This is a genomic window from Streptomyces sp. S3(2020), from assembly GCF_013044505.1.
In the GTDB taxonomy this organism is placed as follows: Bacteria; Actinomycetota; Actinomycetes; order Streptomycetales; family Streptomycetaceae; genus Streptomyces.
Genome location: NZ_JABERD010000041.1, coordinates 1 through 20,903, shown reverse-complemented (window position 1 = coordinate 20,903; position 20,903 = coordinate 1). Strand labels below are relative to the sequence as shown.

Here is a 20,903-nt window from a genome sequence, read left to right as displayed (position 1 = left end):
AAGCGACCGAAGGAGTTCCCGTGCGCATCGCGGTGACAGGATCCATAGCCACCGACCATCTGATGGTCTTCCCCGGACGGTTCACGGACCAGCTGCTCCCCGAGCAGCTGGCCCACATCTCGCTCTCCTTCCTCGTCGACCGCCTCGAGGTGCGCCGGGGCGGCGTCGCCGCCAACATCGCCTTCGGGCTCGGCGGCTTCGACCTGTCGCCGCTCCTGGTCGGGGCGGTCGGCACCGACTTCGCCGAGTACGCGGTCTGGCTGAAGGAACACGGCGTCGACACCGGGGGAGTGCACACCTCCGCCGAACACCAGACGGCCCGCTTCATGTGCATGACCGACGAGGACGCCAACCAGATCGCCGCGTTCTACGCGGGCGCCATGGCCGAAGCCCACGACATCGACCTGAACGCCCTCGTCACCGATGGCGACCGCCCCGGCCTCGTCCTCGTCTCGCCCAACGACCCGGCGGCGATGCTGCGCCACACCGCCGAGTCCCGGGCCCTCGGCCTCCCCTTCGCCGCCGACCCCTCGCAGCAACTGGCCCGCCTGGACGGCGACCAGGCCCGCGAGCTGGTCGACGGTGCCACCTGGCTGTTCACCAACGAGTACGAGGCCGCGCTGCTCAAGGAGCGCACCGGCTGGAGCCGCACCGACATCCTCGCGGTCGTCGGCACCTGGGTCACCACCCTCGGCGAGAAGGGGGTGCGCATCGAGCGCGCCGGACAGCCCCCGCTCGTCGTCCCCGCGGTCCCCGACGCCGTCACGACCGACCCGACCGGTGTCGGCGACGCCTTCCGAGCCGGCTTCCTCGCCGCCATCAGCCACGGCGTGCCGCTCGAACCCGCGGCCCGACTGGGCTGCGCACTGGCCTCCGTGGTCCTCGGCGCGGTGGGCTCCCAGTCCTACGAGGTCGACCTGGCACAGCTGTCCGGCATCGTCGAGCGAGCCTACGGCCCCGGTACGGCCGACCCGCTCGCGCCAGTCCTCGGAGAACACTCATGACCGCTGACCACAGGACCCGCATCGCCGCGCTCCGCGAGGCTTTCGCCACCCGTGTGGTGGTCGCCGACGGGGCGATGGGCACCATGCTCCAGGAGCAGGACCCCACGCTGGAGGACTTCCAGCAGCTCGAGGGCTGCAACGAGATCCTCAACGTCACCCGCCCCGACATCGTGCGCTCGGTGCACGCCGAGTACTTCGACGCGGGCGTCGACTGCGTCGAGACGAACACCTTCGGCGCCAACCACGCGGCCCTCGCCGAGTACGACATCCCCGAGCGCGTCCACGAACTCTCCGAGGCCGGCGCCCGTATCGCCCGCGAGACGGCCGACGAGTACACCGCTCGCGACGGCCGCCAGCGCTGGATCCTCGGCTCGATCGGCCCCGGGACCAAGCTGCCCACCCTCGGCCATGCCCCGTACACCACCCTGCGCGACGCCTTCCAGCAGAACGCCGAGGGCCTGGTCGCGGGCGGCGCCGACGCCCTGCTCGTCGAGACCACCCAGGACCTCCTCCAGACCAAGGCCGCCGTCCTCGGAGCCCGCCGCGGCCTGGCGGCACTCGGCCTGGACCTGCCGCTCATCGTGTCAGTGACGGTGGAGACGACCGGCACGATGCTGCTCGGCTCCGAGATCGGCGCCGCGCTCACCGCGCTGGAGCCGCTCGGCATCGACATGATCGGTCTGAACTGTGCGACCGGGCCCGCCGAGATGAGCGAGCACCTGCGCTATCTGGCCCGTCACTCCCGCATCCGGCTGTCCTGTATGCCGAACGCCGGTCTGCCGGTGCTGGGCAAGGACGGCGCCCACTACCCGCTGGGTGCCCCGGAGTTGGCCGACGCGCAGGAGAACTTCGTTCGCGAGTACGGCCTTTCGCTGGTCGGCGGCTGCTGCGGTACGACGCCTGAGCATCTGCGCCAGGTCGTCGAGCGGGTGCGCGGTCTGACCCCGACCGCACGGGATCCGCGTCCCGAGCCGGGTGCCGCCTCGCTGTACCAGACGGTGCCGTTCCGGCAGGACACGTCGTACATGGCGATCGGTGAGCGGACCAACGCGAACGGGTCGAAGAAGTTCCGCGAGGCCATGCTGGAAGGCCGCTGGGACGACTGTGTGGAGATGGCCCGGGATCAGATCCGTGAGGGCGCGCACATGCTGGACCTGTGCGTGGACTACGTCGGCCGGGACGGTGTAGCCGACATGGAGGAGCTGGCGGGCCGCTTCGCCACCGCCTCCACGCTGCCGATCGTCCTTGACTCCACCGAGGTGGAGGTCATCCAGGCCGGGCTGGAGAAGCTCGGCGGGCGTGCGGTCATCAACTCGGTCAACTACGAGGACGGTGACGGTCCCGAGTCCCGCTTCGCGAAGGTCACGCGGCTCGCGCAGGAGCATGGTGCCGCGCTGATCGCGCTGACCATCGACGAGGAGGGCCAGGCCCGTACCGTCGAGAAGAAGGTCGAGATCGCCGAGCGGCTCATCGACGATCTGACCGGGAACTGGGGCATCCACGAGTCGGACATCCTCATCGACACCTTGACCTTCACCATCTGCACGGGTCAGGAGGAGTCCCGGGGCGACGGCATCGCGACCATCGAGGCGATCCGTGAGCTCAAGCGCCGCCACCCGGATGTGCAGACCACGCTGGGTCTGTCGAACATCTCCTTCGGTCTCAACCCGGCCGCCCGCATCCTGCTCAACTCGGTCTTCCTGGACGAGTGTGCGAAGGCCGGTCTGGACTCGGCGATCGTGCACGCCTCGAAGATCCTGCCGATCGCCCGGTTCAGCGAGGAAGAGGTGAAGACGGCTCTCGACCTCGTCTACGACCGGCGTGCCGAGGGCTACGACCCGCTGCAGAAGCTGATGGCCCTGTTCGAGGGCGCCACCGCCAAGTCGCTCAAGGCTGGCAAGGCCGAGGAACTCGCCGCCCTGCCACTGGAGGAGCGCCTCAAGCGGCGCATCATCGACGGCGAGAAGAACGGCCTGGAGGCCGATCTCGAAGAGGCCTTGCAGAACACTCCCGCTCTGGACATCGTCAACAACATCCTCCTGGAGGGCATGAAGGTCGTCGGTGAGCTCTTCGGCTCCGGTCAGATGCAGCTGCCGTTCGTCCTCCAGTCCGCCGAGGTCATGAAGACCGCGGTGGCCCATCTTGAGCCGCACATGGAGAAGTCCGACGCCGAGGGCAAGGGCACCATCGTCCTCGCGACCGTCCGCGGGGACGTGCATGACATCGGCAAGAACCTCGTCGACATCATCCTGTCCAACAACGGCTACAACGTGGTCAACATCGGTATCAAGCAGCCGGTCTCCGCGATCCTGGAAGCCGCCGCGGAGCATCGCGCCGACGTCATCGGCATGTCCGGGCTGCTGGTGAAGTCCACGGTGATCATGAAGGAGAACCTGGAGGAGCTCAACCAGCGTGGCCTGGCGGCCGATTACCCGGTGATCCTCGGCGGCGCCGCCCTCACCCGGGCCTATGTCGAACAGGACCTGCACGAGATCTACGAAGGTGAAGTCCGCTACGCCCGCGACGCCTTCGAGGGCCTGCGTCTCATGGACGCGCTCATCGCGGTCAAGCGGGGCGTACCCGGTGCCAAGCTGCCCGAGCTGAAGCAGCGGCGGGTCAGGAGCACCGCGACCGCTGCCGTCGTCGTGGCGGAGAGCCCCGAACAGGGACGCTCCGACGTCGCCGTCGACAATGCCGTGCCCACCCCGCCGTTCTGGGGCACCCGTGTCGTCAAGGGCATCCAGCTCAAGGAGTACGCCTCCTGGCTCGACGAGGGCGCCCTCTTCAAGGGGCAATGGGGGCTGAAGCAGGCCCGCAAGGGCGACGGGCCGACGTACGAGGAACTCGTCGAGACCGAGGGCCGGCCCAGGCTGCGCGGCTGGATCGACCGGCTCCAGACGGAGAACCTGCTCGAAGCGGCCGTCGTACACGGCTACTTCCGGTCCGTCTCCAAGGGCGACGACCTGATCCTGCTCGACGAGAACGGGTCCGAACTGACCCGCTTCTCCTTCCCGCGCCAGCGCCGCGGCCGCCGACTGTGCCTCGCGGACTTCTTCCGCCCCGAGGAGTCGGGGGAGACCGATGTCGTCGGTCTCCAGGTCGTCACCGTCGGCTCCCGCATCGGCGAGGAGACGGCCAAGCTGTTCGAGGCCAACGCCTACCGCGACTACCTCGAACTGCACGGCCTGTCCGTCCAGTTGGCCGAAGCACTCGCCGAGTACTGGCACGCACGCGTGCGCGACGAACTCGGCATCGCCGCGGGCGACCCGGGCTCGCTGGACGGCATGTTCCGTACCGAGTACCAGGGCTGCCGCTACTCCCTCGGCTACCCCGCCTGCCCCGACCTGGAGGACCGCGCGAAGATCGCCGAACTGCTCCAGCCCGAGCGCATCGGCGTCCACCTGTCCGAGGAGTTCCAGCTGCACCCCGAGCAGTCCACGGACGCGATCGTCCTGCACCACCCCGAGGCCAGCTACTTCAACGCCGGAGGCCGGGAATGAGCACACTGCGCGACATCCTCCACGCGGGGACCCCGTCGTTCTCCTTCGAGTTCTTCCCGCCGAAGACGGCCAAGGGGGAGCGGACCCTGTGGGACGCGATCCGCCGGATCGAGCCGCTGGCACCGACCTTCGTCTCGGTCACCTACGGCGCCGGCGGCTCCTCCCGGGACCGCACCGTCGAGGTGACCAAACGGATCGCGACCGACACGACCCTGCGCCCCGTCGCCCACCTGACCGCCGTCGGCCACTCCGTGGCGGAACTGCGGCACATCATCGGCCAGTACGCCGACGCCGGCGTCCGGGACGTCCTCGCCCTGCGCGGGGACCCGCCCGGCGACCCGAACGCCCCCTGGATCCCGCACCCCGCCGGCTTCACCCACGCCGACGAACTCGTGCGCCTGGTCAAGGAGTCGGGGGAGTTCAGCGTCGGCGTGGCCGCCTTCCCGGAACGGCACCCGCGCTCATCGGACTGGGACAGCGAGATCCGGCACTTCGTCGCCAAGTGCAGGGCGGGCGCCGACTACGCGATCACCCAGATGTTCTTCGACGTCGAGGACTACCTGCGACTGCGCGACCGGGTGGCCGCCGCGGGCTGCGACACCCCGATCATCCCGGAGATCATGCCGGCCACCGACGTACGCCAGATCGCCCGCTTCGCCGAACTCAGCGGCGCCGCCTTCCCCGAGGACCTCGCCCACCGCCTGGACGCCGTCCGCGACAACCCCGCGGACGGGCACCGCATCGGCGTCGAGTACGCCACCGCGATGGCCCAGCGGCTCCTCGCCGAAGGCGCACCGGGACTGCACTACATCACGCTGAACCGCTCCACGGCGACGCTCGAAATCCACCGCAACGTGACGAACTCAAGGAGTGCCCAGCATGCCCTCGCAGCCCAGCGCTGACTTCACGGACTTCAAGGTCGCAGACCTCTCCCTCGCCGGGTTCGGCCGCAAGGAGATCACCCTCGCCGAGCACGAGATGCCCGGTCTGATGGCGATCCGCGAGGAGTACGCCGAGACGCAGCCGCTCGCCGGCGCACGGATCACGGGCTCGCTCCACATGACGGTGCAGACCGCCGTGCTCATCGAGACGCTGGTCGCCCTGGGTGCCGAGGTGCGCTGGGTGTCCTGCAACATCTTCTCCACCCAGGACCACGCGGCCGCCGCCATCGCCGCCGCCGGCATCCCGGTCTTCGCCTGGAAGGGCGAGACCCTGGAGGAGTACTGGTGGTGCACCGAGCAGGCCCTCACCTGGCCCGGGCACGCCGGCCCGAACATGATCCTCGACGACGGCGGTGACGCCACGCTCCTCGTCCACAAGGGCGTCGAGTACCGCAAGACGGGCGAGCTGCCGATCGCCGAGAACGAGGAACTGGCCGTGGTGCGCGGCCTGTTGGAGAACAGCCCGCTGGACTGGACGCGGATCGCCTCGGAGATCCGCGGGGTCTCCGAGGAGACCACGACCGGCGTCCACCGGCTGTACGAGATGCAGCGCGACGGGGTGCTGCTGTTCCCGGCGATCAACGTGAACGACGCCGTGACGAAGTCCAAGTTCGACAACAAGTACGGCTGCCGGCACTCCCTCATCGACGGCATCAACCGGGCCACCGACGTCCTCATCGGCGGCAAGACCGCGGTCGTCTTCGGCTACGGCGATGTCGGCAAGGGGAGTGCGGAGTCGCTGCGCGGACAGGGCGCACGCGTCATCGTCACCGAGATCGACCCGATCTGCGCGCTCCAGGCCGCGATGGACGGCTATCAGGTGACCACGCTGGACGAGGTCGTCGAGACCGCCGACATCTTCATCACGACCACCGGCAACAAGGACATCATCATGGCCGCCGACATGGCCAGGATGAAGCACCAGGCCATCGTCGGGAACATCGGCCACTTCGACAACGAGATCGACATGGCCGGTCTGGCGAGCGTGCCGGGCATCGTCAAGGACGAGGTCAAGCCCCAGGTCCACACCTGGACCTACCCCGACGGCAAGGTGCTCATCGTCCTGTCCGAGGGGCGCCTGCTGAACCTGGGCAACGCGACCGGGCACCCGTCGTTCGTGATGTCCAACTCGTTCGCGGACCAGACGCTGGCCCAGATCGAGCTGTTCACCAAGCAGTCCGAGTACCCGATCGGCGTGTACACGCTGCCCAAGCACCTCGACGAGAAGGTCGCCCGCCTCCACCTGGACGCGCTCGGCGTGAAGCTGACGACGCTGCGCCCGGAGCAGGCCTCCTACATCGGCGTCGAGGTCGACGGCCCCTACAAGCCGGACCACTACCGCTACTGAGCCGACCCGGCAGGAGGACCAGGTGCACGACATCCTGGAGGAGGACACCAGACAGTCCCAAGACGCCCCGGCGCTCGCCCCGCCGCTCCGGCTCGCCGGCATCGACGAGGAAGACAGCTGGGAACCCCACGTCGTACGCGGTATCGACTGACCACCACCGACGTTCCCTTTCGCTCCACCCACGAGGCGCGCTGCACACCACCGCAGCGCGCCTCGTCGTTGTGCCTGTACGGCATGCCCGTACGGCGTGTCCGCCGGCTGTCCACGGCCGTCCGAAACGGCACAAGCGTGCACCAAGTCTTCTCGACCGATTCGCGAGTGAACCTTGCGAATCTCTATAGGAAACGACGAGTGGAGGCGTGGAGGTGCAGTCATGATTCGGATGCTGCGTGGTGTTCTACGGGTGATGGTCAACCGCTGCCTGCGGCCTCTGTGGCGGGGCCTGGCGTCCTACGGGGCCATCTATGTCGGCCCCGAGGCATTGCAGGCCATGGACCCGCCGCGCCCCGCCACACGCTCCCAGAACCGTCTGGTGCGCTATGCGCAGGGCCGGTTCCTGGTGCTGCCGCCAGGGGTCGGCGGGCCGCCTCCGGCGCACCCCGAGCGGCTGCGCGAGGACATACCACTGACCGCGCAGGAACGGCAACTGGTCCGCGATGTGTGGCCCGCCTACGAGCACGCCCGCGAGCGCGGCTGACCGCCACGGGAGCCGGGCTGCCGGGCAGCCGAAAGGGCCGGGCGCGGCGAGCATCTGCTCGCCGCGCCCGGCCCTTTCGGTGTGGCCGGACTCAGACGGTGGTGATGACCTCGTCGGCATCCAGCCGCGGGGCGCGCGCGAACCAGGCGTTGGGGCCCGGCCTGCCGATGTTGACGACCATCAGCGGGGTGTGGTCGTCGTCCAGGAACTCCTTCTGGACGCCGGCGGCGTCGAAGCCGCTCATCGGGCCCGCGGCGAGGCCCGCGGCACGGACACCGATGATGAAGTACGCGGCCTGCAGGGCGCCGTTGAGGACGGCGGACGCCTCGCGGGCCGGGCGCTCCGCGAAGAGGAGATCCTTGACCTGGGGGAAATGCGGGACCAGCTTGTGCAGCTCCTCGTGGAACTCGTTGTCCGTGGCGAGGATCGCGACCAGCGGGGCGGCGGCGGTCTTGGCACGGTTGGGTTCGGCCATGTGCCCCACCAGGCGCTCACGGGCCTCGGGGGAGCGGACCAGGGTGATGCGCAGCGGGGTCTGGTTGGACGAGGTCGGACCGTACTTGACGAGGTCGTAGATCGCCTCGATCTGCTCGTCGGTCACCGGCTCGTCGGTGAAGGCGTTGGCCGTGCGGGCCTCACGGAAGAGGAGGTCCTGGGCGGCGGCGTCGAGCACGAGCGCCATGGATGCAACCTTTCAACAGGGGTTTGTGAAGGGGTGTCTGCGGGGTTTGCTACGAGGACCCCTCACGCCCACTCGACCAGGGCGAAGCTCGCGGCCATGCCCCCGCCGAACCCGGCCAGCAGGATCAGCTCGCCGGGGCGGAAGGCACCGTCGCGGACGGCCGCGTCCAGGGTGATCGGGATGGAGGCCGCGCCCGTGTTGCCGTAGTGCGTGACCGTGCGGTGCATGGTGGCGCGGGGCAGGGCCAGGTCCGCGAAGACGTCGTCGAGCATGACGCCGTTGGCCTGGTGCGGGATGAAGTGGCTGATGTCCGTGGCCTCGACACCGGCCTCGTGGAGGAACCCCTTGACCAGCTGCGGGAGTTGCTCCACGACGAAACGGCGTACCTCCCGCCCGTCCATCGCGAAGTACTGCAACCCGGCCTCCAGAGAGGCCTCGTCCAGGGGCTGCCGGCTGCCGCCCGCGGGCACCTGGATGAGGTCGGAGAGCGCACCGAAGGTGTGCAGGGCGACATGCCGCAGCAGCGGGCCCTGGGTGGTCGGGCCGAGGACCATGGCACCGGCGCCGTCCCCGAACAGGACGACCGTCCTGCGGTCGGCCGGGTTCAGGATGCGCGAGTACGTGTCCGCGCCGATCACCAGCGCGTAGCCGCCGCGCCGCAGGATCACACTGCCGACCGCGGAGAGCGCGAACACGGTGCCGGAACACACCGCGTTGACGTCGAACGCCGCGGTGCTGGACGCGCCGAGATTGCGCTGCACATAGGCCGCCGTCGGCGGCTGCGGCCGGTCCGGCGTGGACGTGGCGACCGCGATCATGGACAGCTGCTCCGCGGTGATGCCGGCCGACTGCATCGCGGCACGTGCCGCCGCCGTCGCCAGGTCGGACGTCGCCTGGCCGGGGGCGGCCCAGCGGCGTTCCCGGATCGCGGTCTTACGGGTGATCCAGGCGTCGTCGACCCCGGCCGGCACGCCGACCTCGTCGTTGGAGACGATCCGGTCCGGCACATAGGCACCCGTACCGAGGATCCTGATGTCCTTCATGGGGCTGCCGTGGCCCGGGATCGATGCCTGCGTCATGCGGCTGCCCTCCCCTCAAGTGGTCTGTGAATGGCTGTACGAAGGGGCCGACGGGTGGGCGGCGCACGGTGGCCGCCCACATGCCCGCGAGACGCTCTAGCGCGCCTGGTAGATCCGCTTGTGGCCGCTGATCCCGGCCAGCCGGAACGGCCCGGTGGTCTGCTCCGGGGTGGCGTGGTCGCCGCCGTCGGCCGGGAACGTCCACTCGTGCAGTTCGCGGTAGCCGGCGTAGTCGACCGTGCGGCGCCGGGAGATCGCCTCAAGGTTCTCCTCGGTCCGCAGATGGTCCCGGTAGCCGGCGACCACGGTCCCGGCGAAGAACTCGGCGACGGACCCGGAACCGTAGCTGAGGAAGGCGAGCGGCCGGCCGGTCAGGTCGTCCGCCTGGTCGAGCAGCGCGGCCAGGCCCAGGTACACGGACGCGGTGTAGCTGTTGCCGATCACCGTGTTGTACGCCGTGGTCTGGCCCAGGGCGCCCGCGATGACGTCCTTGTCGGTGTCGTAGCCGCAGTAGTTCAGCAGGTGACGGTGGGCCTTGTAGGCCATCTTCGTGAACGGCTGGTGGTAGCAGAACGCGGCGAACTCCTCCAGGGTGCGGCCGCCCTGCTCCGAGTAGTCCTTCCAGGTGCCCTCGACGGCCTGGAGGTAGGCGCCGATGGACTCCTGGCCGTCGACGAGCGCGGTGGAGAGGTAGTTCGGCCGCCAGAAGTCCATGACGTCGGCGGTGAACAGACCCGAGGGGTCCTCGATCCGCACCAGCGCGGGGTCCACGCTGACCAGCATGGCCACCGCGGACGCGCCCTGCGTCGCCTCACCCGGGCTGTCCAGCTCGTACTTGGAGACGTCGCTCGCGATCACCAGGACCTGCTGGGCGGGGTCGCGCCGCACCAGGCCGATGGCGAACTGGAGGGCCGCCGTCGCCCCGTAGCAGGCCTGCTTCAGCTCGACGACACGGGTGGCCGAGTTCAGGCCGATCAGCGAATGGACGTAGATACCGGCCGCCTTCGCCTGGTCGATGGACGACTCGGTGGCGAACACGACCGTGCGGATACGGTCCTTGCCGTGCCGGGCGATGATGGGCGCGGCCGCCGCGGCCGCCATGGTCACGATGTCCTCGTCGGCGGCGGGCACACTCATCGACTCCTGGCCGATGCCCACGTGGTACTTGCCGATCTCGGTGCCGTTGTGGGCCGCGAGGGCCGTGTGCGGCAGGACGAACTCGCCTGTCGCGAACGACAGGTCGTGGATTCCGATGGATATGGACATGCCTCATACACCAACCTTTGCGGTCTTGTTGTCGCGTTCCAGCTGGATGTGCGCGCGCATGAGCTCCCCGGGGTTCGTCTGCGCCGCGAGCAGCGAGAGCTCACCGCACAGCACCGTGGCCGCGGCCAGGACGGCGAGCCGGCGGGCGTTCTCGCCGGGCGCGCCGTCGGCCCGGCAGCCCAGGCGGGTCAGGTTCGTCTCGACGAAGCCGAGGCCCTTGCCGTTGCCGACCGTGCCCACGATCAGGTTGGGCAGGGTGCAGGCGAAGTAGAGGTCGCCGTCGCGGTCCTCGGCCATGACGACGCCCTGCGAGCCCTCGATGATGTTGGCCGCGTCCTGGCCGGTCGCCAGATAGAACGCGAGCAGCATGTTCGCGTAGTGGGCGTTCGCCGAGCGGATACCGCCGGCGAGGAGGGTGCCGAGCAGGTTCTTGCGGATGTTCAGCTCGACGATCTTCGCGGCCGTCGTGTGCAGGACGCCGGAGACCACGTCACGCGGGATGAGTATTTCGGTGACGACGTTCTTGCCGCGGCCGAGGATGCCGTTGATCGCGGTGGCCTTCTTGTCCGAGCAGTAGTTGCCGGAGATCGACCCGTAGGAGATGCCCGGGACCGTCTTCAGCAGGTGCGCGAGGAGCGCGTCGGAGGCGAGGGTCGCCATGTTGTGGCCGGAGGCGTCGCCGGTGGAGAACTCGAACCGGATGAACAGCAGGTTGGCGTTGATCTCGTGCCGGATGCCGATCAGCTGGGCGAACCGGCTGCAACCGCGCACCACTTCGCGCAGCTCGTCGATACGTGCCTCGATGGTCCGCGCGGCCGTGAGCGCGGTCAGCGCGTCGGTCGCCTCGACGAGCACCGAGCGTGTCATCCGCTCGTCGACGAGGGTGGCGACGATGCCCTTCTCGGCCAGCCGGGAGACCTTCGCGCCGCGGCCCACGGACGGCCACAGCGGGGACTCGTAGGTGGCGAGCGGGACATGGGTCTCGGTGTTGGCGACGTTCCCCGAAATGCGGAGGGGGCCCACCCACCTCATGGGGACCCCGGCGATCGCGTGTGCTTCGGTCATCGTGTGCTTCCCGTCATCTCGTGGAGGGCGTCGATGGAGCTGGAACGCTGGGCGAGCCGCCGCGTGTCGATGCCCCGGTCCACGCAGAAGGACCGGAGCTCGCCGTGGATCAGCAGGTCGCAGCGGGTGAGGTCGGCGGGGGTGCGGGCGCCGAGCATGGTCTGCAGGGCCGCCAGCTGGTCGAGCCAGGAGGAGATCTTCGCGACCAGCGCGGCGACATCACCGTCGAGCAGGGTGCGCAGGAAGCCACCGGAGGAGCCGACGGCACGGGCGCCGAGCGCGAGGGCGCGGGCCACGTCCAGGGGGGTGCGGACACCGCCGGAGGCCAGCACGGGGATGCCGGCGTCCTGCGCGTCCAGCAGACAGGCGACCGTGGACTGCCCCCAGTCGTGCAGATAGGCGTAGTCGGCGAGTTCGCGCCGCCCGTTCTCGATGCGGGCGAAGTCCGTGCCGCCGCGCCCGCTGACGTCGGCGACCCGCACGCCCAGGTTCGGCAGGGCGAGGATCGTCTCGCGGCTCAGCCCGTTGCCGACCTCCTTGACGATCACGGGGACGTCGACGGCGGCCGCGATCCGCTCGATCTGCGCCGCCCAGGAGCCGAAGGAGCGGTCGCCCTCCGGCATGGGCGTCTCCTGCGCGGTGTTGAGGTGGATCTGCAGGGCGTTCGCCTCGATCAGGTCGATGGCCCGGCGCGCGTTGTCGACGGACGCCGTCGCGTTGACGTTGGCCAGGACGAACCCGTCCGGGTTCTCCTCGCGCAGCACCCGGAAGGTGTCCGCGCAGGACGGGTCCTTGAAGTAGGCGTGCATGGAACCCGACGCGATGGCCACCCCGGTCTCGCGGGCCGCGATGGCCAGGTCCCGGTTGATGACGCCGGTCTTGGCGCTGCCGCCGGTCATCGCGTTGATGTAGAGCGGCGCCTGCCAGGTGAGGCCGGCGAAGGCGGTGGCCAGGGAGACGTCCGGGCGGTCGATGCCGGCCAGGGCGTGGTGGACGAACGACACCTCGTCGAACTGGTTGCGTCCGCTGTGCGCGTGCTGCTGCTCCATGGCGAGCCGGACATGGTCGTCCTTGCGCTGAGCGCTACTCATGCTTGGTTCCCTTCCGGGGCGGGACGGACGGGCAGGGGCAGCACCCCGGCCGCGGTCCACCGCCCGTGTACCTGCGCGATGTCGTGCGGGGCGTCGGCGGCCAGCAGGGCGATGCCGCAGTCGCCGCCCCCCGCCCCGGAGGGTTTGGCCGCGCCGCCGGCGGCCTCGGCCGCGTCGCACAGCGCCGTCAGTTCGGGGGTGAAGATGCCGAGTCCGACCTCGTCGTCCAGGCGGGCCAGCTCCTGGCGGGCGCGCCGGATCTGGTGCAGCAGCCCTTCGCCGTCGCCCGCTTCGAGGGCGCCGATCGCGGCGTGCACGAAGTCGGCGGTGCTCTCCACGAACTTCTGGTGCGAGGGGGTGCCCCGCCAGGTCCTGCGGTGCAGGCCGGCCACCAGGGACGTCGTGGAGGCCGGGTTCCCGGTCCAGCCGACCTCCAGGGACAGGCCGTTCGGCGCGGGCAGCCGACGTATCTCCGAGCCCGGCCAGGGGGTGCGCAGGGCTTCCTCGACGCCGCGGCTGCGGGCCAGGTCGAGCACGAACGCCCGGTCGGGTGCCCGATAGGCGATCCAGCCGCCCCAGGTGCCCGCGGCGAGGTCACCGCCGGAGCCCTTGGGGTCGATACGGGCCGTCGCGAGCAGGGCGAGACGGAACCGGGCGTCGCGGGAGAGCTCCAGCCCGCAGTACGAGGCGACGGCGGCGATCGTCGCCACGGTCACCGCGCCGCTGGAGCCCAGGCCGTACTTCCTGCCGTTCTCGTGCAGGGCACTGGTGACGGACACGCTCAACGGGGGGACGGACAGGCCGCGTTCGGTGAGCAGGTCGGCCACGGTCTCGATCGCGGTGACCACGTGGGCGGCTTCGCCGTCGGCTCCGGTCAGGCGGCCGTCCTGCCAGCGCAGGTGCGCGGAGCGCGGCCAGAGGTCGGAGGAGACCACCACGCCGGTGCGGGCGGTGCCGGACACCGTGACGGTGACGTACCGGTCGACCGCCACCAGGATCGCCGTGTTGCCGGGCTCCACCACCGCGTACTCGCCCGCGACGTACAGCTTGCCCGGCGCGCGCCGCACGACCGTGCGCCGGGAAGTCATCGTCCGTCCTCGGTGAGCAGCCGGGCGCCCCTGCCCGGCCCGGCGGTGTGCACCGCGCTGTCCGGAGCGGCGGCGCGTACGGCGGTGGCCACCCGGCCGGAGTCCGCGCGCCGGCACAGCACCTTGACGTTGGGGCCGGCGTCCATGGTCACGTAGGCGGGGACGCCGTCCCGGCGGAGCTGGAGCACGGCGTCCAGGACGGTGAGGGAGGCCGGGGACATGTACCGCACGGCGGGGCGTGCCGCGAGCATGGTGGCGTGCATGCCGAGCGCGTTGCGTTCCGCGACCTCACCGACCGCGTCCAGGTCGCCGAGGCTCAGCGCCGAGCGCATGTCGAGGAGGTCGTCCTTGCTGGAGAGCGCCCACGGCTCGAACAGCGGTGAGGTGTCGACGGTACGGCGCATGGCCTCGCGGCTGGACACCTCCTTGGGGCCCGCGTTGACCACGGCGACGACGAGTGCCGGGTCCAGGCCGGCGGCGGCGTCGACGGGTTCGGCGTACGAGCTCAGGTCGTCGGTGCCGGCGTGCCAGACGGCGAAGTCCCCGAAGATCGACCGGGAGGCCGAGCCGGAGCCGCGCCGGGCCAGCCGGGACAGGGCACGCGGGTCGCCGTCGAGCCCGTAGGCGGCCGACGCGGCGACGGCGAGGGCGGCGAAGCCGCTGGCGGAGGAGGCGAGACCCGCCCCGGTGGGGACGGTGTTCTCGGTGTCCACGACGGCCCGCTCGGTGCTGCCCGCGCGTTCCCGTACGAGGTCCAGGAAGGCGGCGATACGCCGTGCGGCCTCACCGCCGGCGCGTTCGCCGTTGAAGGTGACCGTGTCCCGGTCCGCGTCGGGGGCGAGGCGGACCCGGGTGGTCGTCGGGAAGATGTCCAGGGTCATGGACAGGCTGTCGGTGCGGGGCAGGAACAGCCGCTCGTCGCTCTTGCCCCAGTACTTGATCAGCGCGATGTTCGGGTGCGCGACGGCGGTGGCGTCCGTCGCCCCGCCCCGCACCGGCGGTCGTGTGAGCTGTTCAGAGCGCATGGGCGGCGAGCCTCCTCAGCGGGACGACCCACGTCTGGACGGCGCCCGCGTCGTGCAGCCGCCGGGCGACCTCGCTCGCCAGTTCCGGCTGGGTGAGGGCGAGGACACAGCCGCCCAGACCACCCCCGGTGATCTTGGCGCCGAGGCTGCCCGCGCCGAGCGCCGCCGCGACCATCGCGTCGATGCGGTCGGTGCTCAGGCCGACCGCCCGCAGCAGCTCGTGATACTCCGTCAGCCGCGAGCCGAGCTCCTCGGGAGCGCCGTCGGCGAGAGCCCGCCGGGCCTCCTCGACGAGCTGGGTGGCGCGGCCCAGGAACCTCTCCTCGGCTCCCGCCTCGCGCCGGAAGCCGTCCCGCAGCAGCTCGACCGCCTCCTTGGTGCTGCCCGCGGTACCGCTGTCCGCGACGATGAACAGGCCGTCGCAGCCGACGGCCAGCTCCTCGGCCCGGCCCGCCTGGAACAGCAGCGGGCCCGCCGCGCCGACGGTCATGGCGTCGACGCCGCTGGCCCGGCCGTGGGCCATGTTCTCGGCCGTCTGCACCAGGTCGAACGCGGTGGCCTCGGACAGCTCGTGGCCGAAGAGATCGGCCAGCGCCAGGACGATCGCCCGCGAGTTCGCCGCACTGGAACCGAGCCCGCGGCCGGGCGGGATGGCACCGTCGAGGATCACGTCGAGATGCGGCCTGCCCGGCACACCCATGCGCTCCTTGAACGCCGCGGCCAGCCGCTGAAGACCGTCGGACGCCAGCGTCACCACGGCCCGCGAGGCGGAACCCGTCATGGTGAAGGACAGGCCGCCCTGGGCGTCGGAGGCATGGGAGGACCATCCGGCGTTCGCCGTGGCCGTCAGCTGCGGAATCGGCAGCGCGAGCGCCGGAGTCCCGTACACGACCGCGTGCTCGCCCAGCAGGATCGCCTTGGCGTGGGCGCGACCGATGCCGACCGAGCGAGCCCGACGGTTTTCCGAAACCCCCTCCACTGAGGTCGGTAGCGTCAACGCACTCACTCCCCTTGTCGTTTCACGAAAGTCTTCGAGACGGGCGGTTGGCTGTACTTGCGCCGCAGAATGTGCTGCGGGGAATACCCGAACGTCATCGGGACGCGGTACCACGCCGCACGGCGATCTCCGTGAGCTCCTCGATGTCGAACTCCGAGCGGCAGTTCGGCGCGCCATAGCGGGTGATCTTCCCGCGGCTCACCCACTTACGGATCGTCGCTTCGGACACGCCCACGGCGAGTGCGGCGACATTCGTCGGAACAAGCCTGTGGCGGGGCGGTTTCCTCATGCCGGGACACCCTTTCGCTGCCGCTCCATGAGCTGCCTCAGAGTCAGCCACTCGTGCATTTCCCAGGAATGCCCCGCCGAGCATCCGATGCTCCGGCTCCCCGACTTTCCGGAGTTTCGCGGCGAGGCACTGATGGTGCCACCGCAGTCGTCCACGACGCACTGCCGGATCAGCGAGTGCAACGCGTGCGGGTCGGGGTCGATCGTGCTGCGCAGTTCGGCGACCAGACCCTCCGTCTCACCTGCGAAGTCGGCGGCCGGGGGCTGCGCGGCGAGCCACTCCAGATGCCGGGTCAGAAACCGTGCCAGCTGCGGCACGGAACGGGCCGGCGCGCTGACACCGAGCTTTTCCACCACGATTTCCGACCACGACTCGAGAGTGGCGAGGATGTTGTACCGGGCGTCGAGCACCGAGATGTTCAGGTGATCCCGGTTACGGCTTCCCGAAACCCGGGTGGGGTTGGTCCGCCGATGGGTCGGAGAAACGTGGTGCAGACACTCCTGATGGAGGGCGGGGAGTGTACGCAGATTGCGTGCCAACTGACCGATACAGGGCGCGCACAGGACGAAACCGGGAACGGCACGGCTCTCATGGGTGTGGTTTCTGGGGCACGGGTGAACCATCAACGAATCTCCTTCATGAGGCGGCTCGCCCTCCGCGACCGTGTCGTGCCGAATGGCCGGGTCGATCCTGTGACGCTTTTTCCCGAACGTAGCGAGCGGTGCTGGAGTCCCGATACAGCCCCGTTCGCGGCTCGTTGGAGGTGCCGTGTCACCTCCCGTCCGACGGGGGTCGAGCGCGTCCGGTCAATTGCCCCGCCATTCCTCAAGCGGATTTCCATCAGGGTCCGAGCGGTGATTGAGCGCCTGCCCCGACGGTGGCGGAGGAAGGAGGCACTGTGGACGGTACGCATGGAGGCGAACGCGCAGTAAGCGTCGGACTCACCGCAGGGCCGCCGGTGACGGCGGCCGCACAGTATGCCCTGGACGATCCGATGCCATTCGGCTGTCCGGACGCCCGGGAATCCGCCCGGTCCGCCCGCGGTGACGCGGCGGCGCACTTGGAGGTCTGCCTCGTCGGCGCAGGCCCGCGGGGCCTTTCCGTACTGGAACGGCTCTGCGCACAGGAGAGGAAGTCGCCCCGCTGGGACACCGTCACCGTGCACGTCGTCGACCCGGACCCGCCCGGCTCGGGACGGGTGTGGCGCCCCACGCAGTCCCGGCACCTGCTGATGAACACGGTGTCCTCGCAGGTCACGGTCTACACCGACGCAAGTGTCCGGATCGACGGCCCGCTGGACGAGGGACCGAGCCTGTACGAGTGGGCCAAGGCGCTGGTCTCGCACACCCTGGAGGCCGCCCCGCGGGCCGGCTACGACGACGGGGTCCTCGCCGAGGCCCGCCGTCTGGGCCCCGACTCCTACCCCACCCGAGCCCTGTACGGCTGCTACCTGACGTGGGCGTTCCAGCGGGTCGTCGCGGGCGCCGCCGCACACGTGACGGTGCGCACCCACCCGGTACGGGCCGTCGCCCTCGAGGACGACGGCGTGGCGGGGGAGCAGACCATCGTGCTGGAGGACGGCACCCGGCTGTCCGCGCTGTCCGCGGTCGTCCTCGCACAGGGCCACGTACCCGCCCGACTCTCCGACACCGAACGCGAGCTGACCGACTACGCGGAGCTCAGCGGTCTGACCTACCTGGCCCCGGCCAACCCGGCCGACGTGGACCTGTCGGGCATCCGGCCCGGCGAGACCGTGCTGCTGCGCGGACTCGGGCTCAACTTCTTCGACTACCTGGCCCTGTTCACCCACGGCCGGGGCGGCATCTTCACCCGCGTCGACGGCCGCCTGGTCTACCGGCCCTCGGGCCGCGAACCACGCCTGCACGCCGGCTCCCGGCGCGGCGTCCCCTACCAGGCGCGCGGCGAGAACGAGAAGGGCGCCCACGGCCGCTACTACCCGCGGCTGCTGACCACCGGGTACATCGCGGCGCTGCGGGCCCGCGCCCCGCACCACGGGGCCATCGACTTCGTCGCCGACCTATGGCCGCTCATATCCAAGGAGGTGTGCAGCGTCTACTACGCCGCGCTCCTCGAGTCACGCGGTGAACTCCCGGACGTCGTCGAGGAGTTCGTCGAGGCCTATCTGGAGGCCGAACCGGGCGGGGACGAGGACGTCCTCCTCGACGCGACCGGCATCGAGGGCGCCGAGCGCTGGGACTGGAAGCGTGTCGCCCGCCCCTACGGCGACCGTGTCTTCACCGGCCGGGCCGCCTTCCGCGACTGGCTGCGCGGCCACCTCGACGACGACGTCCGCCTGGCCCGCCAGGGCAATGTCAGCGGACCGGTCAAGGCCGCCCTCGACGTCCTGCGGGACCTGCGCAACGAACTGCGGCTCGCCGTCGACCACGCCGGCCTGACCGCCGCGTCCCACCGCGACGACCTCGACGGCTGGTACACACCGCTCAACGCCTATCTGTCCATCGGCCCGCCGGCCTCCCGCATCGAGGAGATGGCCGCGCTCCTGGACGCCGGCGTCCTCGACGTCACCGGCCCCGGCATGCGCGTCAGCACCGACCCGGACGACCCGCTCGGCCCCAGCTTCATCGGTACGTCGAGCGAGATAGCGGACGTACGGGTGCGGGCCACGGTCCTCATCGAGGCCCGCCTGCCCGAGATCGACCTCAGGCGCACCGCGGACCCGCTGATGAACCAGCTGCTGCGCACCGGGCAGTGCCACCCCTACCGCATCCCCGACGGGGAGGGCACGGGCGGCGCGGACTACGAGACCGGCGGCCTCGCGGTGTCCGAGCGGCCCTACCACGTCATCGACGCCAGGGGAGTGCTGCACCCGCGGCGCTTCGCCTACGGCGTGCCCACCGAGTCGGTGCACTGGGTGACCGCCGCCGGTATCCGGCCCGGCGTCGGCTCGGTCACCCTGGAGGACTCCGACGCCATCGCGGCGGCCGTCCTCGCCCTGCCCGAACCGGCCCGCCCCCTGGCGGAGCCGGTCACCGTGACGGCGAGGGCGGGCGCATGAGCTCCGTGCACACCTCCCCGCGGACCGGAGCGATCTGCGCCCACCTGGACGCCGGGCTGCTCTCACCGGTGCGGGCCGGCACCCCCGTCGAGGCGGCCGTCGGTGACAGCGCCTGGCTGCAGGCGATGCTCGACGCCGAGGCGGGCCTGGCCCGCGCCCAGACCCGCTGCGGCACCGTGCCCGCGCAGGCGGCCGCGGCCATCACCGCCGCCGCCCGCGCGGAGCTCCTCGACGTACGCGAACTGGCGCTGGCCGCGCGGGAGACCGCGAACCCGGTCGTGGGCCTGGTCAAGGCGCTGACCGCGGTGGTCGCCGAACGCTCCCCGGAGGCCGCCGAGTACGTGCACCGCGGCTCGACCAGCCAGGACGTCTTCGACACCGGCGCGATGCTGGTGGCCCAGCGGGCGCTGCGCCTGATCGTCGCCGATCTGCGGGCCGTCGCCGAGGCGTTGGGCGCCCTCGCGGCCACCCACCGGGACACGGCGATGGCGGGACGCACCCTCGCCCTGCACGCCGTGCCCACGACGTTCGGGCTCAAGGCGGCGGGCTGGCGGCAACTGGTCCTGGACGCCGTCGAACGCCTGGAACGGCTCGCCGACGGCGGGCTCCCGGTGGCGCTCGGCGGCGCGGCCGGGACCCTGGCGGGCTATCTCCAGTACGCCGGTGAGGGCGCGGACCCCGCGGCCGTACTCGACGAACTCGGCGCCGCGTTCGCCGACGAGACGGGCCTGGCCGTTCCCGTGCTGCCCTGGCACGCCCTGCGCACCCCCGTCGCCGACCTGGGTGCCGCCCTCGCCCACACCACCGGGGCGCTCGGGAAGATCGCCGCGGATGTGCTGGTGCTGACCCGAACCGAGGTCGGCGAGGTGGCCGAGCCCGCGGTCGCCGGGCGGGGCGCCTCCTCGGCGATGCCGCACAAACGCAACCCCGTGCTGGCGACCCTGATCCGCTCGGCCGCGCTCCAGGTCCCCGCGCTGGCCACCGTGCTGTTGCAGTGCCTGCCCACCGAGGACGAACGGTCGGCCGGGATGTGGCACGCGGAGTGGCAGCCGCTGCGCGAGGCACTGCGGCTCACCGGCGGCGCCGCGCACACCGCCGTCGAACTCGCCCGGGGCCTCACCGTCCACCCGCAACGGATGCGCGCCAACCTCCAGGCGACCGGCGGCCAGCTCGTCTCCGAACGGGTCTCGGCCGTCCTGGCCCCCCGCATCGGCAAGACGGCCGCCAAGGAACTGCTCACGCAGGCCTCCCTGCTCGCCTCCCGCACCGGCCTGCCCCTGGCCGAAGTACTGGCCGGACTCCCGCAACTGGCGGGCGTCCTGAGCCGGGAGGAGGCAACCACCCTGCTCGACCCGGCCGGCTACACCGGCACAGCCGGCCCCCTGGTCGACCGGGCCCTGACCGCGCCGGGGCTTGGGCGGGCCCCGGCGCCCTGACGGGGCGGCCGGTTGCGTACGGCGGTGCAGCGCATGCCGTGCACCGCCGTACGCACCGGCCGCGCCGCACACCCGCCGAGAACGACCGGTCCGCAAACGCCGACGCCGATGGTCTGCGGCAGACCGCCCGCCGATGCCGATGGTCTGCGGCAAGCAGCCCGCACAGATGCCCATGGCCCGCCTCAGACCGCCCGCACCGACACCCACGGCGCACGGCAGACCGCCCGCACCGGCACGGCAGATCCGGCCGCCCGGCCGGGCCGAGCAGCAGCATGTCCTCGGGCATACGGATGTGAACCGCTCCGGCGCGCACGAGGTCCCGGCGGATGCCGGGGAACAGCTGCTCCAGGCCCTGATG

Annotated in this window: 19 protein-coding genes; 9 read left to right on the top strand and 10 right to left on the bottom strand. The window is 71.0% G+C overall.

What is annotated here, in order from left to right:
• Positions 1 to 20: 20 nt before the first annotated feature.
• The 6 genes from HLK59_RS15935 (at position 21) to HLK59_RS15915 (ending at position 7,490) form a co-directional block, all read left to right on the top strand.
• Positions 21 to 1,004: a carbohydrate kinase family protein gene (locus HLK59_RS15935; protein ID WP_171142081.1), complete on the top strand. Its 984-nt coding sequence runs from the start codon at positions 21 to 23 to the stop codon at positions 1,002 to 1,004.
• A complete protein-coding gene (gene metH, locus HLK59_RS15930; protein WP_171142080.1) occupies positions 1,001 to 4,504 on the top strand; it encodes a methionine synthase in 3,504 nt (1,167 codons plus the stop codon). The genes HLK59_RS15935 and metH overlap by 4 nt, the downstream gene beginning before the upstream one ends.
• Positions 4,501 to 5,406: a methylenetetrahydrofolate reductase [NAD(P)H] gene (gene metF / locus HLK59_RS15925; RefSeq protein WP_171142079.1), complete on the top strand. Its 906-nt coding sequence runs from the start codon at positions 4,501 to 4,503 to the stop codon at positions 5,404 to 5,406. The genes metH and metF overlap by 4 nt, the downstream gene beginning before the upstream one ends.
• Positions 5,384 to 6,793 (top strand): adenosylhomocysteinase, encoded by a 1,410-nt coding sequence (gene ahcY / locus HLK59_RS15920; protein WP_171142078.1) that lies wholly within the window; start codon positions 5,384 to 5,386, stop codon positions 6,791 to 6,793. Before metF ends, ahcY begins: the two co-directional genes overlap by 23 nt.
• A 22-nt stretch (positions 6,794 to 6,815) precedes the next feature.
• Complete coding sequence (locus HLK59_RS51965; protein WP_277349486.1) at positions 6,816 to 6,944, top strand: hypothetical protein; 129 nt, start codon at positions 6,816 to 6,818, stop codon at positions 6,942 to 6,944.
• A gap of 222 nt (positions 6,945 to 7,166) precedes the next feature.
• On the top strand, positions 7,167 to 7,490 hold the full coding sequence (locus tag HLK59_RS15915; protein WP_171142077.1) for a DUF6059 family protein: 324 nt from the start codon (positions 7,167 to 7,169) through the stop codon (positions 7,488 to 7,490).
• A gap of 91 nt (positions 7,491 to 7,581) precedes the next feature.
• On the opposite strand, the gene HLK59_RS15910 is transcribed toward HLK59_RS15915, so the two are convergent.
• The 10 genes from HLK59_RS15910 to HLK59_RS15865 all read right to left on the bottom strand — a co-directional run bounded on the left by HLK59_RS15910 (position 7,582) and on the right by HLK59_RS15865 (position 16,482).
• Positions 7,582 to 8,172: a malonic semialdehyde reductase gene (locus HLK59_RS15910; RefSeq protein WP_171142076.1), complete on the bottom strand. Its 591-nt coding sequence runs from the start codon at positions 8,170 to 8,172 to the stop codon at positions 7,582 to 7,584.
• Between the two features lie 62 nt (positions 8,173 to 8,234).
• On the bottom strand, positions 8,235 to 9,215 hold the full coding sequence (locus tag HLK59_RS15905; RefSeq protein ID WP_171142106.1) for a ketoacyl-ACP synthase III: 981 nt from the start codon (positions 9,213 to 9,215) through the stop codon (positions 8,235 to 8,237).
• A 132-nt stretch (positions 9,216 to 9,347) separates the two neighbouring features.
• On the bottom strand, positions 9,348 to 10,517 hold the full coding sequence (locus tag HLK59_RS15900; protein WP_171142075.1) for a hydroxymethylglutaryl-CoA synthase: 1,170 nt from the start codon (positions 10,515 to 10,517) through the stop codon (positions 9,348 to 9,350).
• Between the two features lie 3 nt (positions 10,518 to 10,520).
• Positions 10,521 to 11,582 carry a hydroxymethylglutaryl-CoA reductase gene (locus tag HLK59_RS15895; RefSeq protein WP_171142074.1) on the bottom strand — a complete coding sequence of 354 codons (1,062 nt, stop codon included), beginning with the start codon at positions 11,580 to 11,582 and terminating at the stop codon, positions 10,521 to 10,523.
• Positions 11,579 to 12,673, bottom strand: a complete 1,095-nt coding sequence (gene fni, locus HLK59_RS15890; RefSeq protein WP_171142073.1) for a type 2 isopentenyl-diphosphate Delta-isomerase — start codon at positions 12,671 to 12,673, stop codon at positions 11,579 to 11,581. The genes HLK59_RS15895 and fni overlap by 4 nt, the downstream gene beginning before the upstream one ends.
• The gene (locus HLK59_RS15885; RefSeq protein WP_171142072.1) at positions 12,670 to 13,761 is read right to left on the bottom strand and encodes a phosphomevalonate kinase; all 1,092 of its coding nucleotides are present in this window, start codon (positions 13,759 to 13,761) and stop codon (positions 12,670 to 12,672) included. Before HLK59_RS15885 ends, fni begins: the two co-directional genes overlap by 4 nt.
• Positions 13,758 to 14,786: a diphosphomevalonate decarboxylase gene (gene mvaD / locus HLK59_RS15880; RefSeq protein ID WP_171142071.1), complete on the bottom strand. Its 1,029-nt coding sequence runs from the start codon at positions 14,784 to 14,786 to the stop codon at positions 13,758 to 13,760. The genes HLK59_RS15885 and mvaD overlap by 4 nt, the downstream gene beginning before the upstream one ends.
• Positions 14,776 to 15,783: a mevalonate kinase gene (mvk, locus tag HLK59_RS15875; RefSeq protein ID WP_240982435.1), complete on the bottom strand. Its 1,008-nt coding sequence runs from the start codon at positions 15,781 to 15,783 to the stop codon at positions 14,776 to 14,778. Before mvk ends, mvaD begins: the two co-directional genes overlap by 11 nt.
• Before the next feature lie 94 nt (positions 15,784 to 15,877).
• Positions 15,878 to 16,072: a hypothetical protein gene (locus HLK59_RS15870; RefSeq protein WP_171142069.1), complete on the bottom strand. Its 195-nt coding sequence runs from the start codon at positions 16,070 to 16,072 to the stop codon at positions 15,878 to 15,880.
• Positions 16,069 to 16,482 (bottom strand): hypothetical protein, encoded by a 414-nt coding sequence (locus HLK59_RS15865; RefSeq protein WP_240982434.1) that lies wholly within the window; start codon positions 16,480 to 16,482, stop codon positions 16,069 to 16,071. The genes HLK59_RS15870 and HLK59_RS15865 overlap by 4 nt, the downstream gene beginning before the upstream one ends.
• A 584-nt stretch (positions 16,483 to 17,066) precedes the next feature.
• Between HLK59_RS15865 and HLK59_RS15860 the strand changes: the two genes are divergently transcribed.
• The 3 genes from HLK59_RS15860 to HLK59_RS15850 form a co-directional block, all read left to right on the top strand.
• Entirely contained in the window at positions 17,067 to 19,109 is a 2,043-nt protein-coding gene (locus HLK59_RS15860; RefSeq protein ID WP_171142067.1) for an FAD/NAD(P)-binding protein, read from the top strand.
• Positions 19,106 to 20,545, top strand: a complete 1,440-nt coding sequence (gene pcaB / locus HLK59_RS15855) for a 3-carboxy-cis,cis-muconate cycloisomerase (RefSeq protein WP_171142066.1) — start codon at positions 19,106 to 19,108, stop codon at positions 20,543 to 20,545. Before HLK59_RS15860 ends, pcaB begins: the two co-directional genes overlap by 4 nt.
• Before the next feature lie 133 nt (positions 20,546 to 20,678).
• Positions 20,679 to 20,903, top strand: a 225-nt coding sequence (locus HLK59_RS15850; protein ID WP_206327179.1) for a hypothetical protein, incomplete at its 3' end; no start/stop codon positions are given.